This window comes from Paenibacillus sp. 01T442 (assembly GCF_056398345.1).
Genome location: NZ_JBFTPF010000013.1, coordinates 1 through 16,501 on the forward strand (window position 1 = coordinate 1; position 16,501 = coordinate 16,501).

Consider the following 16,501-nt stretch of genomic DNA (forward strand, 5'->3'; position numbering starts at 1 on the left):
GTTGCATGTTAATGGAATTGATCTGTACTATAATTCATTTGGTTGCATGTTAATGGAATTGATCTGTACTATAATTCATTTGTATCCGCTTACAGTTAATTAAAATGCAGTGTATAGTGGAATTAAAAATGAAAAAGGGGATTGATTCGATGATCAAAAAAACAGTTCGTAGTATTGCAACTTTCTCAATCATTGCAGGATTGCTTGCCGGGTGCTCTACAAGTACGGGTACTACTGCTACTGGCAGCAATACTCCAGGAGTGACAGACAAGAAAGTCGAGCCTGTAACTCTAAAATTCCACTTTTGGTATAACGAAGATCAAGACAATTGGAAAATCGTCTATAAGGAGTTCGAGAAAAAGTATCCAAACATCAAGATTGAATCAGTAACGGCTGGGGACAACAATTCAATTGAGTACTTGAAAAAACTTGATCTTGCTGCCGCATCCGGCGATCAAATTGATGTGATGATGTTCTCTGCTCCACAATATTACTCGCAGCGCGCTGCTATCAATATGCTTGAGCCCCTTAACAGTTACATTGCTAAAGATGGATATAAAGTGCAGGACGAATATTATTTTGACCCATCGATTGGTGACAAGACTTATGCACTTCCTGCTAAAAAAGTTTCTTTCTTTGTTATGATGAATAAAAATCATTTGGACGAAGCGGGTTTACCGGTTCCTAAGGATTGGACTTGGGATGAATTCCTCGATTATTCAAAAAAACTGACCAAGGGTGAGGGAACGAATAAGCGGTATGGAAACTACTTTCACACATTCCCTCTATTCTATCAATTTGCTCAGATGACTCAGATGGATGATTACCTCTTGTATAAGGAGGATGGTAAGACTTTGAATGTAGATACCCCGTTAAATAAGAAATGGCTTGATATTCGCAAGCAAGCGGAAGTGGTGGACAAATCTACAACACCATACGCAGAAGTTATCAGTCAAAAACTGAATTACAGGCCTCAGTATTTTAATGAAAAAGCGAGTATGATTATCACTGGAGACTTTATGATTCCCGAAGCCGGCGGAACGGATAAAGTACCTGCTAATTTCAAGACCGTTTTTGCACCTTTGCCTAAAGTGAACAAGAGCGACCCGATCACAACAACATCGGGCTCTGATCTTATGGCTGTATATGCAAAGTCGAAGCACAAGGAGGAAGCTTATCAATTCATCCGTTGGTACACAACAGAAGGAATTCAGCTGCAAGGGAAATATATTTCCTCATGGAAAAAAGCCGATGTTAGCAAAACCATCGATAACCTGATAGCAGCTTCCAAAACACCAGATAAAGTCGATAAGGATTCTTTATTGTATGTGATGAAAAACAGCATTCCACAAAAATTCCGCATTCCGGCGCCCTTTAGCGATGAAGTTGACAAAGCTTACGTTAAAGAAGTGGAAAGATTTCTGCTTGGCGAAGTAGATGCGAATACTGCTATTAAAAATGCTTCTCAAAAGGTGCAAGAAGTCATAAAAAATAACAGCAAATAAACAAATATAAAATCAATGGTCGTCTCAGGCTAACTGAGTTGGCTGTTGATTTTTTTTGTATAAGAGTCTTTCTCGCAGACACACTAGAAAAGTCTTACGGAAAAAAATTTTTTTTAATTGCAAAATTTGTTGAATGTATATGAAACAAATTTGACGTATGATTCTTAAATAACCAAATCCACCCGTTTTCATAATAGGAGAAAATGAGGATGTTATTAAGGAAAAAAGGGGATTGACAATGCTTAATAAAACAGTTCGTAGTATAACTGCTATTACAATCATAGCAGGATTGCTTAGCGGGTGTGCGAATAGTCCAAATGTTAAAAATCCAGAGATTACCGACAAGAAAGCTGAAAAAGTAACACTGAAATTCCATTTTTGGTATAACGAAGACCAAGATAATTGGAAAACTGTCTACAAAGAGTTCGAGAAAAAATATCCGAACATTAAGATTGAAGCAGTAACCGCTGGGGATAACAATGGTACTGAGTATCTAAAAAAACTTGATCTCGCTGCCGCATCAGGCGATCAAATTGATGTCATGATGTTTTCTCAAGCGCAACATTACTCTCAGCGAGCCGCAATAAATATGCTGGAGCCGCTTAACAGTTACATTGCTAAAGATGGATATAAGGTATCAGATGAGTATTATATAGATCCTACCATCGGGGATAAGACTTATGCTCTTCCCGCAAAGAAAACTTCTTTCCTTGTTATGCTGAACAAAAATCATTTGGACGAAGCAGGCTTGCCGGTTCCTAAGGATTGGACTTGGGACGAATTCCTTGAGTATTCGAAGAAGCTAACGAAAGGCGAGGGAGCGAATAAGAGATATGGAACCTACTTCCATACATTTTCTATTTACTATCAATTGGCTCAGATCAATCAGATGGACAATTTCTTCCTTTATAAGGCTGACGGCAAGACTTTAAATTTGGATAACCCACTAATAGAGAAGTCGCTTGATATCCGCAAGCAAGCAGAAGTGGTGGACAGATCGGCAACACCGTACTCAGAAACAATTAGCCAAAAATTAAGCTACAGGCCTCAATATTTCAATCAAAAAGCGAGTATGATTCTCACAGGCGATTTTATGATTCCTGAAGCTGGTGGGACGGATAAAGTGCCTGCTAACTTCACAACAGTTTTCGCTCCTTATCCGAAAGTGAACAAGAATGACCCAACATCAACAATTTCAGGCGGAGATCTCATGGCTGTATACTCGAAATCAAAGCATAAAGAGGAAGCTTACCAATTCATACGTTGGTACACAACAGAAGGAATTCAGCTTCAGAGTAAATATATCCCTTCGTGGAAAAAAGCGGATGTAAACAGAATCATCGATGCTCAGATTGCTTCTTCCAAAGCACCGGATAAAGTCGATAAGGAATCTTTATTGTACGTGATGAAAAATAGCATTCCGCAGAAATTCAATGTTCCGATGCCTTATAGCGATGAGGTTGATAAGGCTTATATTAAAGAAGTCGAAAAGTTTTTACTTGGTGATGCAGATGAGAATACCGCCCTTAATAACGCATCTCAAAAAGTACGGGAAATAATAAAGAATAACAGCCAATAAAAATCAAAATCAACGGTCTTCTCAAACGAACTGAGATTGCCGTTGATTTTGGTTTTCCAAGTATAACATTATTTTTATGGAAATCTGGAAATCCCAGCAGGAAGCGGTGTATGAGTCATGAAATGGCTGCAGGGTTTAAAATCTTCTTTACGAAAACAAATCATTATAACATCATTGCTCTGTTTAGTGATTCCTGTCGGGGCGATTATAGTGCTCTCTAGTCTCTTTACAATCCATTTAATCAAGGGACGTGTAGTTCAAACTGCTTCGGAATCCTTACAAGTTACTGGGGCTCATATGACAAATATTATGGACAACATGATTAGGATTACGAATAACATTCAATTTGATGTGGAAATGAAATCCTTATTGAAGAATCCTAAATCGGAAGGTAGCAAATTGATTGAAATGCAAAAGAAGGTAGAGGAGAAACTGGATCCACTAGTTTCAAATAGTCCTGGAACATATATTACAATATTGCTCCCTGGTTCCAGTTATTATTCAAATTACAGTTTTTATGAATATAATCCTATACGCTTTAAAAGCGAACTCTGGTATCCGAGCCTTGAGCAGATGGACACTTTCGATACGCTCTGGGTCGGCGTACATCCTACGTATATACAATCTGAAGGTGGGCGTAATCCTTATATGGTAACCGTTGCCCGTGCTTTGCGTGATGTATCTTCAGAACCGTATGCCTACGTTATTGTTAGCGTAAATGAATTGCAACTTCGTTCCATCATTACAAAATACAGTGAAAGCCAAAATATTATGTTGCTTTCAAATGAAGGGAAAATCATATCGGGTTTGGATCGGATAGGAGAGACATATTCGCAATTCGAGGAGTTGAATAAATCAGCTGAGAATTCCTTGATCACTTTCGGTGGAGAGGAACAAATTCTCGTCAAACATAATCTTCCTCTTGCCGGTTGGATGCTAGTCAGTTTGACTCCGTACATGAAAGCTACATCCCCAATTTACGCTCTTTTCCAATCCAACTTTCTGCTAGAAATCGGCTTTGTTATTTTATTTTTATTCATTCTTATTTATTTATTGCGCCGGTTTACAAAACCGATCATTCGCTTAGTGCAAGTAGCAAACAGCATAGAAGCAGGTAATTTGGCAGTCCGATCTAATATTAAGGGACCAGATGAATTCGTAAAACTGGGTCGTTCGATTGACCATATGCTAGATAGCATCAGGTCGATGGTGAAACAAATTACTTACGAGCAAGAAATGAAGAGAAGAGCGGAGCTTGCTATGTTACAGGCACAGATTAACCCGCATTTTTTATTTAATATTTTGAATGCCATTAGACTCAAGATTATGCTTCGAGGAGATCGAGAGCATGCTAGCATCATCCGTTCTTTAACACATCTGCTTCGCCAAACGATCAATAATGAGCATGAATTTGTCCACTTACAAGATGAAGTAGGCATTGTAGAGGATTATATGAAATTAATGTGCTTCACATCAAAGAATCTATTTCAGTATGAGATCGATTTAAGTTCCGAAACATTGCATGAGATGGTGCCGCGTTTCATTCTACAGCCCATTATTGAGAATGCATTAATCCATGGGTTAAAGCAAAATGAGGGAGTGATTCGAATCCAGGCATGGAAAGAAAAAGAGAAACTGTTAATTTGCATCCAAGACGATGGAAATGGAATGACGACGAATGAATTGGAGGGATTGCGAAAAAAACTCCTATTCGGCTTCAGAAGCAGTTATGTCCAAGAAGAAAACCGTAAAGGTATGCATGGAATTGGTTTAATCAATGTATACGAACGGTTGAGTTTGGTCTACGGAGGTCATTTTCAAATGGATCTTGAAAGTCAACCTGGGAAGGGCACAGTAGTTAAATTATTTATTCCGGAAAGAGGAAGAAATGCCAATGTGGAAAGTGATTCTCGTCGATGACAGCTATCCTGTACTTGAGTTTTTATCCCAAATCATCCCTTGGGAAGCGTTAGAAATGAAGGTTATTGGCATGCATCAAAACGGTAGTGATGCGTTGGATCATTGCAAGGTTGATATGCCGCACATTCTCATTACAGATATTGGCATGCCAGATATAGACGGCTTAGAACTAACGAAGACTGCAAAGCAGCTAGCCCCTCATTTGAAAGTTATTATTCTGTCGTGCTATAACGAATTTCAATATGCCCAACAGGCTGTCAAGTTAAACGTCACGGAGTATATCCTAAAGGAAACAATGGAGCCGGAGACGATATTTGAAATTCTAAAAACAACACAATTGCAATTGGAACAAGAAGAAAAAATACGAGAAAATCAAGTGCGTTTAAAGGCGATTCTAGACCAGAATAATTCTATCTTAAAGGAAACATTTATTCGCTCCACTCTTATTAATCCGATACATGATACTAAACGTTGGATGGCTGAAGCGTATGAGTTTGGAATCGATTTGGACAAGTATAGATATTTACCCGTACTCTGTTTCGTAAACAGGTATCGTGAATTGAAACAAAGATATCAATCGGTCGAATTGTTCAAGTTTGTTTTTGAGAACGGTTTCGATAATTTGGTCGATACAAAAAGAATAGGTGTGAGCTTTCAGTGCGGTGTTAATGAAATCGTTTTATTGGTTCCTCTACTAAGAAAGCCTATAGCTAAAGAAGACGATGAGACCCTCTTTAATCTTAATGCAATCCAGGAGGATTTTGAGAGATATTTAAGAATCAGCCTGTCCTTCATGATTTCGGCGCCTGCTCATACACCGCAAGAAATCAAACAGCGCTTGAAGGACTTAACGAACAGTAAGGATCAGCGGTTTTATACCAATGAAATGAGTATCATTAAATGGGAGGAGTTTCAATGCTCTACTGATGATATCTATAAGTATTTCTCTCAAACATCAGATGATCTAAAACAAGTAATTGCAGAAGGCAGTAAAGATAGAATGATTGGAATATTAGCTGATTTGGAAAAAATGCTTAGAACCTATCGGTTTAAGGCAGAGGAAGTACGAGGGTGGGTGATTAAGCTTTTATCCGATATTGATTTAAAGTATCGATCAATCCAACTTTTTCAAAAGGTCTATTCAACAGAAATGATTCATAACACTATCTTGGAGTTGGAATCATTGGAAGAATTGTTTTCCTATATTATGTATTTTCTCTTAGATAAAATACATTACGTCGCAAAAACCCAGCACGAAAGCCAGCGAAAAGAGGTCATTGAAGCTAAACAATATGTAATGACGCACATGTCAGAGAAAATCGTGATGGAGGAGGTTGCTCACATGCTATTTTTAAACGCGAGCCACTTTAGTCGTATCTTCAAACTTGAAACGGGAGAGACTTTCATCGAATTCACAACACGATCTAAAATGGAACGAGCACAGGAGTATTTACTACAATCCGAAAAAAATGTAGAGCAAATTGCTGAAATGCTTGGATATGAGAATACCAGCTATTTTATTAAATTGTTTAAAGCATTCTCAGGGATGTCACCGGTTAACTTTCGCAGATTTAAGTGAGTATACATAATTTGTTATAAATAGGGAATTATTTATTGCCTTAAAGAAAGTGCAAAAAAAAAAAGAAAATGGACATTTTCAAATTTGGAGAAGCTTTTCATAGAAAATACCCTGAAGAGTGGAGAAAATCAAAGAATAATTGGGGTGATTATTTGGCGATTCGCTTGTTGTGGTTATTATATATCTGTTTGAACGGTCTAAAGTGAGGGCATCTTCCAAAAATGTGAAAATTGCTTATATAGCATTTTTATGTGCCGGATGGGTTCTAGGAATCATAAAAAAGTTACTTGGGGGTCAAGTATGAATCGCCGATCACTCGATCTGCGATTATTTGTGTTGGCTGTCACATAAAGCGCGCAAATATTTTCCTGAAAAGAAAAAATACTTGGATGTATTTGCTCTTTCTGCTCCCTATAATGAAAGCATAACCAAACAACATGAGGTGATCGATTTGAAACAAGGCTTGATAAAAAACTCCACTGGAACCGAATCTAACAAGGTTCTACGCTATTCCCGAAAGCGTTCTCTCAATGATGTATGGGCTGGTTTATTTTTTACTGGACCAATGCTCATTACGACTACAGTGCTTACGATTATACCCATTCTTCTTTCCGGTATCATTAGTTTCACCGATTGGAATTTTATATCGGGTCTAGGAAGCATCAAATCAGTCGGGTTCGCCAATTACCAAAAACTGTTCCAAGATGTGGAGTTCATTCACTCCATGAAAAATAACATTGCGTTGATGGCCGTTGTACCCGTGTCACTTTTTCTTTCGTTAATATTGGCTGTGCTTATTAATAAAGTAACGTACTTCAAGACCTTTTTCAAGGTAATCTACTTTATGCCGTTTATTTCCAGCTTTGTTGCTGTCGCCGTGTTATGGAGAGTGTTATTCCACCCAACGAATGGTCCGATTAACGGTTTCTTAAAGTCAATCGGAATTGCTCATCCTCCATTGTGGCTCGCGGACACGAATTATGCGCTTCTTTCCGTAATGATTATCTTGGTATGGTCGTCTTTGGGTTTCAATATGATTATTTTTATGGCTGGACTGCAAAACATACCCAAGGATTTGTATGAGGCAGCTGATATAGATGGGGCCTCACCAATTCGTCAATTTTTCTCCATCACTCTACCAATGCTTTCACCAACGACTTTCTTTCTGTTAATAACGGGTTTGGTTGCTTCCTTCAAGGCATTTGATTTAATCATGATCTTGACGAACGGAGGACCGGCGGGATCCACATCCGTTATCGTATTTTACTTATATGAAACTGCATTTATTAATTTGAAGTCCGGTTACGCTTCTGCGATGGGTATCGTACTACTTCTCTTCATTCTAGTGATTACTCTTATTCAATGGGTAGGTCAAAAGAAATGGGTAAACTACTAAGGGGTGTTCCAATGAAATCAATTCGTTTTGATCGTACAATAGTTACTATACTTATGGCAATATGTGGAATATTTTTCGCTTTGCCTTTCTTATGGATGCTCTCAGCTTCATTTAAACCTGAACTGGAAGTACTGGCTTATCCCATTCAATGGATTCCGAAGACATGGAGAGCAACTGAAAATTATACAGAGGTTTGGGCTGGGGCGCTGCCTTTTACAATGTATTATTGGAACAGCTTGAAAGTATCCGTACTAACAACTCTGTTCTCATTACTGATTTCTTGTATGGCAGCCTATGGCTTCTCAAAGGTGAGCTTCAAAGGGCGTGATATTCTCTTCGTTCTAGTACTAGTAACCTTCATGATTCCAAGTCAGGCGATTCTGGTGCCGCAATTTATTATGATACGTTGGTTGGGATTATTCGATAGTCACATTGGTCTAATCCTAATCGGTGCTTCCGGGGTTCTTGGGACATTCCTGCTACGGCAGTTTTTCATGTGTATTCATAATGAAATTATTGAATCAGCGAGGATCGACGGTGCGAATCACTGGACCATCTTTTCCCGTATTACAATTCCGCTTGTCAAGCCGGCAATGGCGACTTATATGATCTTGCGATTTATCTGGACTTGGAATGATTACCAGAATCCGTTGATTTTTATCCGGTCTGAGCAATTGTTTACATTACAGCTCGGTATGCGTAAGTTTGCTGATGCGAATGGCGAGTTTTATTCGCTCATGATGGCTGGAGCCGTATCCGCCATTTTACCATTGTTGATCATTTTCATCATTGGACAGAAACATGTTATTGAGGGCGTTGCCATGGGTAGTGTGAAGGGATGATAAACAAGACAATTGTCAGATATCAGAAAATATGGAGTCTGCGAACTATGGTGATTGAAGAAGCAKGGGTTCAAAACGTCATACCATCATCCAAGAAACGATTAAAAGATAATAAGGGAATCGCTATGTAAAGGAAAAAGCGAAGTTGATGCATTCTGCGAGTTATGGAATTCGCGTATTTAATGTTATATCTTCCTATTAATAACATTGAAAGGAACATAGATGATATGTTCCTTTTCTTTATTTCATATTTGTATGTTCGCATGAATAACATAGCCTCTCGGGTCGCAGCCATTGTGCATCATGTTCCAATTGCCAGTCAAACCATTCATTACGGTATAACATTTGTTCCGATTGATCCATCTCATTCCTGACTGCTTTCTACTATACCATCTTTACGATTAGCCGAAACCACTCGAACAGCGACATACACAATCAGGAATAGGACCATGAATCCCGCGGAGTAACGATACATGATCGCATAGTTCGATATGCTTGAAATTGCACCCAGAATTAAAGCTCCTGCCGCTACGCCAAAGTCCGTGGAGTTGTAGAACATGCTGTTGGCCATCCCGTATTGCTCTGGCTTAGAGGAACGCAGCATCCAAGCTTGAAGAGTAGGCTGAATTGCTCCAAAGCCAAGTCCGTACAATAACGCGGCTATAATGAGCATTCTCATCGATGTCGCATAGGAGAGCACGGTTAAGCTTGCCACGAGACAGATCGCTGCGGGTATAAGAACCGCGGCATGGCCCCGGCTGTCGAATATTCTACCGGAGATCGGACGAACGATAATAATGGTAACCGCATTGAACAAGAAGAACAAGCCGACCTGCTCTAGATGCCTAAATTGTCCAAACAGGGCGATGAAGCTTAGCAGACCGCTATAAGTGACTGCAGTAATCACATTAAGGAACGCGGGAAACAATAATTGCTTGTTAAAAGGGATCTTTACCGCTGCACCTTTGTGCGCTTCAGTCGATTTACGAGCTTCCGGCGGTACCGATCGAGAGAAGAGCAGAAGCGGGATAGCCGCTAGCACGGTCCACATGCCGATCATGGACAAGGTTACGAAACCGGATTGCTGCATCACGTTTAAGCCAATCATCGGTCCGATAGACATCGCTAAGCTCGTAGACAAACCGAAATAACCAATCCCTTCACCCATTCGCTTGCCTGGAATAATCTGCGACACCAAGGTCGGGATTATCGTACTCGCCATCCCGAACCCAATTCCGTAAGCAACACGCATAACTAGCAATACTCCAATGGAATCCGCTATGACATACAAACCGGTTATAAGTGCTGCAATGGCTAAACCGATATATAGGATAACATTACGATTCATTTTCTTCATTAACCATGCCGTCATGAAACGGGCTGCTATCGCGGAAATCGCGAAGACACTTGTGACTAGACTAACTGTAAGATCCCCCGCTTGAAATTCGTTCTTCACATAGGCAGGGAAGGAAGACAGCAACATCTGCAGATTAAGGAATAACAATAACGCGCCAATCGTTAAGCAAATAAAGGATTTCGTCCATAGTCTGGATGACTGTTCAAGCTGCTGCATGGTGTATACCCCTACTCTCTATCCGCTAATTTATTCACATGATTATTAATTCTTAAGAGCAGTGAAATAAGCCCCTCGTATTCCTCCTCGGAAATGCACTGCTTGATCTCCACCGTAACTTGCTTCTCAATTGGGATTGTCTCTTGGATCAGCTTTCGTCCTTTATCTGTGATATAGACCGCGAAGGAACGGCGGTCGTTCTCCCCAATCCGCTTGCTGATCAGCCTTTTTTGCTCTAGATGATCGAGAATTCGAGTGGTCGTCGGCTTGTCCTTGCTAGTGAGCTCAGCAATTTCCTTCTGAATCAGGCCGTCATCTCGGTTAACCTGATAGAGGACGGACCACTGCTCGGGTGTAATTCCATACTCCTTCAGCCTGCCCTGTAATAAGGCAGATAACTTGTGATAGGTCGTACCCATCATAAATCCGATTGATCGGTTCAGTTCATTGATCTGATTCGTCATGTATATTTGTGCCCCCATTCCCTGATTCTATATATTAGTTGTTACGACAACTATATACCAAACAACTAACGATGTAAAGATATAGTCGTGAACGCCTATTGACTGATAACCACTGCTTCAGAAAAAATATTTCTTAAAATGTCAAAATAATTGATGGTATAGTAGTTTGGCGTATCGTATGATTCAGAATAATTGGAAATCATTTCGTTAAAACTAAAAGGCTGCTTTAACCAAGAGAGACGGTACATGTTTTCTCAAGTAATATGATCTAAAAAATTCCTTCATCAATAATGGTCCGTTACTCTAAAAAGGAGCTTATCATGTTATTTTTCTTCCGAAATCTGTCACTCAGGAAAAAATTAATTATTACATCAATCGCTTGTTTGATATTGCCAACCATTATCATGCTTTTTATTACAAACGTTTTTACACAGCGAATCATTCGAGAACATACGTTAGAAAGTTCAAACCAGATTTTACAAAATGTGCAGGGTCAAATCAATAAAGTAATGGATGAAATGGTTGCTGTATCAAACATGATTCAATTTGATTCGGAGCTCAAGAGCTTGATTCAGAGTAAGTATGGTCCATTATTAACGAAGTCGGTAAYGGAAAAATTAGAACAATTGGTTAGCGATAAACCGGATGTACAGCTCACCTTACTAACAAGAGATGGACGCTATTTTTCCAGTTATTCGTATTATGAGTTTGATCCTTCAAATTTTAGAAAACAAGCCTGGTTTGATGATTTGTCTCGCTTGTCAGCTTTAGACACGCTTTTTTTAGGCGTCCAACCTAATTATTTGAAATCCCAGGCAGAAGAGAATCCTTACGTGATCATGACAGCTCGAGTTTTAATGGATAATTCTGCGAATCCGATTGCTTATTTAATCGTAAGCCGCTCGGAGAATGCATTCAGTAATATTTTTGACAAATTCTCCGAGGACATTTTTCTGTTGGATACGAATAGCCGTATACTGTCCCACGGAGATAAGGATTACATTGKGGATAATTTTTTAAACCTAATTCAAAAAAATGTCGTTGAATCATCTGAGATTATTAGCTTAGATGGGAAATCTCATCTCTATGTATCTAAACCTCTGCGTCATGCGGGTTGGACCCTGGTCAGTCTGTCTCCGTACGAACAATTAACCGATAAATTAAACAACATTTCTAGGTCTGGTTTGGTTTTACAGGTGCTTTTTCTAGTTGGATTTATCATCATTCTCGCCTATTTGCTTCGGAAATTTACAAAACCAATTCAAGTACTTGGTGAAGTTGCGCTTAAAGTTGAAGCTGGGGATATAGAGGTGCGATCTAATGTAAGAGGAGGGGATGAAGTTGGACGTCTAGGGCGTGCTTTTGATCTTATGCTTGACCGCATACTTCAGATGCTCGCACAAGTCAAACTTGAGCAAGAGCTTAAGCGGCAGGCAGAGATAGAGATGCTGCATGCGCAAATTCATCCTCATTTTTTGTTCAATGTACTAAGCTCGATTCGTTTGAAGCTTCTAATGAAAGACGACGAGCAGAACGCCGAGCTAATCGGATCTTTATCAACTCTATTGCGTTCTACCATTTCCACACATCAGGAGTTTGTATCATTGCTTGTTGAGATTGAAATGTCCAAGCAATATATGGAATTGATGAACTTTACTATGCGGCATCCAGTCGTTCCTCGTATCCATGTGAATCCTGAGCTGTTTCCGGAGACTGTGCCAAGATTTATACTACAGCCAATTATTGAAAATGCGTATAAGCACGGTTTTACTGGGAAAAGCGGATGTATTACGATAAATGTAGACAAAGTGGAAGAAACCTTGCAGATTTCKGTTAAGGATAATGGGCTTGGTATGGATACAAAAACGGTGAGTTCTTTACAGGAACGATTAATACTTAACAAAAGACAGATTATCGAAGGATCTGCTGATAACGGCAGCAAGCAGATATCCGGTATAGGGCTATCTAATGTCTATGAACGTCTAAAGTTAATTTACGGGGAGCGGTTTCAAATGACTATACAAAGTGAAAATAATCTTGGTACCAGCATCGTACTTATCCTCCCGATTTCAAAAATGGAGAATAAATGATATGTATAAAGTAATTATCGCTGACGATCATATGCCTGTTATTGAATACTTGACGGCAAAAATCCCTTGGCAAGAACTCGGTTTGGAGCTTATTGAAGCTTGTTCTGATGGAGAGGAAGCGGTAAACGCTTGCAAAAGTTCTCAACCTGATATTCTAATTACCGATATCGGTATGCCGATCATGAATGGATTGGATTTAATTGAAGAAACAAGAAAAATCAATCCTAGCTTGAAGACTATCATTTTGTCCTGCCATGAAGACTTTCAATTTGCTCAAAGGGCAGTAAAGTTGAAAGTAAATGATTATATTTTAAAAGAAACTCTACGTATTGAACAGTTGGTAGATATTCTACGCCAACTTATTAAACAGTTAAACGAAGAAGAAGCGATGCTGCGTGACCGGCAAAAACTGCAGGATGTAGTTTTTCAAACCCTCTCATCGGTAAGAACAAAATTTTTGCGTTCTTTGATAGATCAACCTATTTGGAATGAGACTGAGTGGGTAGAGAAAGCAGAAAATATCGGMATTCAATCATTGAAAGGAACTCCTTATTTACCTGTACTTTGCTTGCTAGAACGGTTTTCGGATGTAGCAACGAGGTTTGGAGGAGGGCACCAACTTCAATTTGTAATTGATAATGCACTGAACGAATCTGTCAAATTCGAGGGGAATGTTGTCATAACACTCACTGAGAGACATTACTTTGTCCTATATCCTTATCCTAAGTCAATTAAAAGGAATATATCGGAAGAAATAAATAAGGAATTACAAAAAATTCAAAATTCAATAAATCTTTATATGAAAATTGGAACTTCTTTTTATTTCGGTGAAGTTTGCAATACGATGTTAGAATTAAAGAAACAGACCACACTATTACTAAATTCAAAAACTTTCCACTTTTATTCAGGGGAAAATCGAATTTTAAAATTGCAGCAAATTGAGACAACTAAGGACGATATATTTGTAAATTATACAGCGGCTCTGGAAGGCTTTAAAAATTGTATTTTTAATTGCGATGTTGAATATGTAAAAGAAACAATTGCAAGGTGGATTGCTCAAATTGATGCAAATAAGTATCCTATGGATTCCGTTCGTAGTTGGGTGTTAAAAATAGTTACAGACATAGAACTGAAGTTCACTGTCATGCAGCATTTTCTAACGAATTATAGTGCAGAGGTGTTGCAACAAACGGTATATGCAATCGATACGATTAATCATCTTAGTGAGTGGTTAATTGAATTTTTGGTTGAAAAAATGGAAAACGTGAGATTGCACCAAGATCAATCTAGCCGAAAGGAAATTGTCGCGGCGCAACGTTATGTGATGATGCATTTGAATGAAAAAATCAGTATGGAGGAAATGGCTAAACGATTAGATCTTAATTCGTCGCACTTTAGCCGTATTTTCAAAAAGGAGACTGGAGAAACATTTATAGAATTTGTCACGAGAAGTAAGATGGAAAGGGCTCGTGAATTGCTTGATACATCGGCTCAAAGTGTTGAACAAATTTCAGAAGAGCTTGGTTTTGATAATAGCAGCTATTTCTTTAAATTATTTCGTGCCTTCTCTGGCATGTCACCTGCTGAATACCGTAAAAAAGTATAGCGATTAGCGCCCGTTTTATTAGATTGATGCAGCTTAAATGATAATCAATAATTAGGCCTGATTCCCAAAGGGGTCGCACACATGATTAGTAAAAATGCCAGTATAGCGGAAGAAACCGCTATCTGGCGTTTTTTTGAATGGAGCAGGCTTTTTCGCAGCTCTATTATGATTTGTGTCCAAAGGTTTTGGAAATGGTTGGAAAAGTTCAGGATGGGAACGGAAACCGAGGAAATCATTGGAACGAGAGGTTCTTTAGCGAAAGAAACTCCGATTGTTCGAACTAATTCAATTTCCGATTCCAAGTTGGCAGGTACCGAAAGAGGTGTAACGGAACCAGAGGCGACATTTTCCACTTGCTTTGGGGCGCCTTTCCTTCCGCTCCATCCAACTGTGTACGCAAGGCTATTGGGAGATAAAATCGAGAATCACCAAGTTAAAGTATATTTGGTTAACACGGGATGGTCCGGAGGTCCCTATGGTGTAGGTATCGGATGAATTTAACTTTCACTCGTGCGATGATAACTGCTGCTTTGAATGGAAGTATCGAGCAAGCGATGTTTACTGCTGATCCGATCTTTGGTGGCAGGGATATTCATTCGGGTAGAATACGATATCTTTTATATATGACGTCATATATGTAAGATTAATAATAGAGAACATGTTGATTTTATTACAAAATAGAATTATATATTGTACATTATTTACTGATATGATACATTTATGACATACTAATTGAAGGTTAGGTGGTTGAAGATGCGAGTTGGCATAAGTGGTACAGGTAGAATCGGTAGGCTGTGTTTGAGAAAAGCATTTTCCAATAATATGCAGGATTTCGAAGTGAAAGTGATCAACTCAACAAGCCCCATTCATGTGTTGGCCCATTTGTTGAAATATGATTCGGTTCATGGCACTTGGGACGCGAAAATCGAAGTGTTACATGACAACTTAATTAGTATTAACGGTCAGCGAATTACTGTCATCTGTGAAAGAGAACCCGATTTACTGCCCTGGGAAGATTATGGCGTTGAGTTAGTCGTAGATGCAACTGGAAAGTTCAATCATCGGCATGGCGCTGAACGCCACTTATTTGGTGGAGCAAAGAAGGTTCTGATTACTGCACCGGGTACGAACATGGATCTGACTGTTGTCATGGGAGTGAATGAAGATCGGTATGATCCCAAGCAGCATCGTTTACTTTCTGCAGCTTCTTGTACGACTAACTGTATCGCACCTATTCTGCATATTCTGGATGAGGCTTTTTGTGTTGAGATGGGGTGGATGACATCGGTCCATGCGTATACGAATGATCAAAATCATATGGATAACCCGCATAAAGACCTTCGTCGTGCTAGGGCATGTACGAATTCTATTATTCCGACTTCGACTGGGGTAGGAAAGGCACTTATCGATGTTATTCCTCATCTCGCATCCCATGTACAAGGCATCTCCGTACGTGTGCCGACACAAGATGTTTCACTGCTGGACCTGCAAGTCATAGTCGGCCGAGAAGTAAGTGTCGATGAAGTGAAATTTTCCATCAAACAGGCGATAGCCGGACAAATGGGAGCATTTGTTGACTACAATGAATTGCCGCTTGTTTCTGTGGACTATATTGGCAATGAGAAGTCAGCCATTATTGACGGTCTTAGCATAATGACACAGGATAACCAAATCAAGCTGCTTGCATGGTATGACAATGAGTGGGGTTATGCAAATCGAGTCATTGATTTAGTATCTTATATGTCACGTGCGGAGAGCACACAACTAAAGGGGGAAGCAAAATGTCTAACACAAACCATGTAACATTGGCAGCCATTCATCGATATGATCTAGGYGTAATCATTTGTAAATCATGTAATGAAGTGATTGCAACGTTACCAACGGAAGGTTATAAAAAATTCTATATTTTGTGTGATTCAATTAACTGTAACGAAAAAAACAGGGGGG

The 16,501-nt window shown here is 39.3% G+C and carries 11 protein-coding genes and 2 pseudogenes; 11 read left to right on the top strand and 2 right to left on the bottom strand.

Annotation, left to right across the window (positions count from 1 at the left end; genetic code table 11):
- Positions 1–149 precede the first annotated feature (149 nt).
- The 7 genes and pseudogenes from AC1DLM_RS13030 to AC1DLM_RS13060 all read left to right on the top strand — a co-directional run bounded on the left by AC1DLM_RS13030 (position 150) and on the right by AC1DLM_RS13060 (position 8,821).
- Positions 150–1,505, top strand: coding sequence for an ABC transporter substrate-binding protein (locus AC1DLM_RS13030; RefSeq protein ID WP_441992467.1), 1,356 nt, complete (start codon positions 150–152; stop codon positions 1,503–1,505).
- Positions 1,506–1,743: 238 nt separating this feature from the next.
- Positions 1,744–3,084: an ABC transporter substrate-binding protein gene (locus AC1DLM_RS13035; RefSeq protein WP_477570184.1), complete on the top strand. Its 1,341-nt coding sequence runs from the start codon at positions 1,744–1,746 to the stop codon at positions 3,082–3,084.
- A 117-nt stretch (positions 3,085–3,201) separates the two neighbouring features.
- Positions 3,202–5,004 (top strand): cache domain-containing sensor histidine kinase, encoded by a 1,803-nt coding sequence (locus AC1DLM_RS13040; protein WP_477570185.1) that lies wholly within the window; start codon positions 3,202–3,204, stop codon positions 5,002–5,004.
- On the top strand, positions 4,979–6,583 hold the full coding sequence (locus AC1DLM_RS13045; protein ID WP_477570186.1) for a response regulator transcription factor: 1,605 nt from the start codon (positions 4,979–4,981) through the stop codon (positions 6,581–6,583). Before AC1DLM_RS13040 ends, AC1DLM_RS13045 begins: the two co-directional genes overlap by 26 nt.
- Positions 6,584–6,642: 59 nt before the next feature.
- A pseudogene (locus AC1DLM_RS13050) lies at positions 6,643–6,789 on the top strand (Ger(x)C family spore germination C-terminal domain-containing protein); the annotation flags it as partial.
- Between the two features lie 245 nt (positions 6,790–7,034).
- Positions 7,035–7,979, top strand: a complete 945-nt coding sequence (locus AC1DLM_RS13055) for a carbohydrate ABC transporter permease (RefSeq protein WP_441990619.1) — start codon at positions 7,035–7,037, stop codon at positions 7,977–7,979.
- A gap of 11 nt (positions 7,980–7,990) precedes the next feature.
- Complete coding sequence (locus AC1DLM_RS13060; RefSeq protein WP_477570187.1) at positions 7,991–8,821, top strand: carbohydrate ABC transporter permease; 831 nt, start codon at positions 7,991–7,993, stop codon at positions 8,819–8,821.
- Positions 8,822–9,185: 364 nt separating this feature from the next.
- On the opposite strand, the gene AC1DLM_RS13065 is transcribed toward AC1DLM_RS13060, so the two are convergent.
- A complete protein-coding gene (locus AC1DLM_RS13065) occupies positions 9,186–10,394 on the bottom strand; it encodes an MFS transporter (RefSeq protein WP_441990621.1) in 1,209 nt (402 codons plus the stop codon).
- Between the two features lie 11 nt (positions 10,395–10,405).
- Positions 10,406–10,858: a MarR family winged helix-turn-helix transcriptional regulator gene (locus AC1DLM_RS13070; RefSeq protein WP_441990622.1), complete on the bottom strand. Its 453-nt coding sequence runs from the start codon at positions 10,856–10,858 to the stop codon at positions 10,406–10,408.
- 320 nt (positions 10,859–11,178) lie between these two features.
- On the opposite strand from AC1DLM_RS13070, the gene AC1DLM_RS13075 reads away from it, so the two are divergent.
- From AC1DLM_RS13075 to gap, 4 genes and pseudogenes are all read left to right on the top strand, one after another.
- The gene (locus tag AC1DLM_RS13075; protein WP_477570188.1) at positions 11,179–12,948 is read left to right on the top strand and encodes a sensor histidine kinase; all 1,770 of its coding nucleotides are present in this window, start codon (positions 11,179–11,181) and stop codon (positions 12,946–12,948) included.
- Between the two features lies 1 nt (position 12,949).
- Entirely contained in the window at positions 12,950–14,554 is a 1,605-nt protein-coding gene (locus AC1DLM_RS13080; RefSeq protein ID WP_477570189.1) for a response regulator, read from the top strand.
- A gap of 291 nt (positions 14,555–14,845) precedes the next feature.
- Positions 14,846–15,135 (top strand): annotated as a pseudogene (locus AC1DLM_RS13085) (phosphoenolpyruvate carboxykinase (ATP)); the annotation flags it as partial.
- Between the two features lie 172 nt (positions 15,136–15,307).
- Positions 15,308–16,357: a type I glyceraldehyde-3-phosphate dehydrogenase gene (gene gap / locus AC1DLM_RS13090; RefSeq protein ID WP_477570190.1), complete on the top strand. Its 1,050-nt coding sequence runs from the start codon at positions 15,308–15,310 to the stop codon at positions 16,355–16,357.
- Positions 16,358–16,501 lie beyond the last annotated feature (144 nt).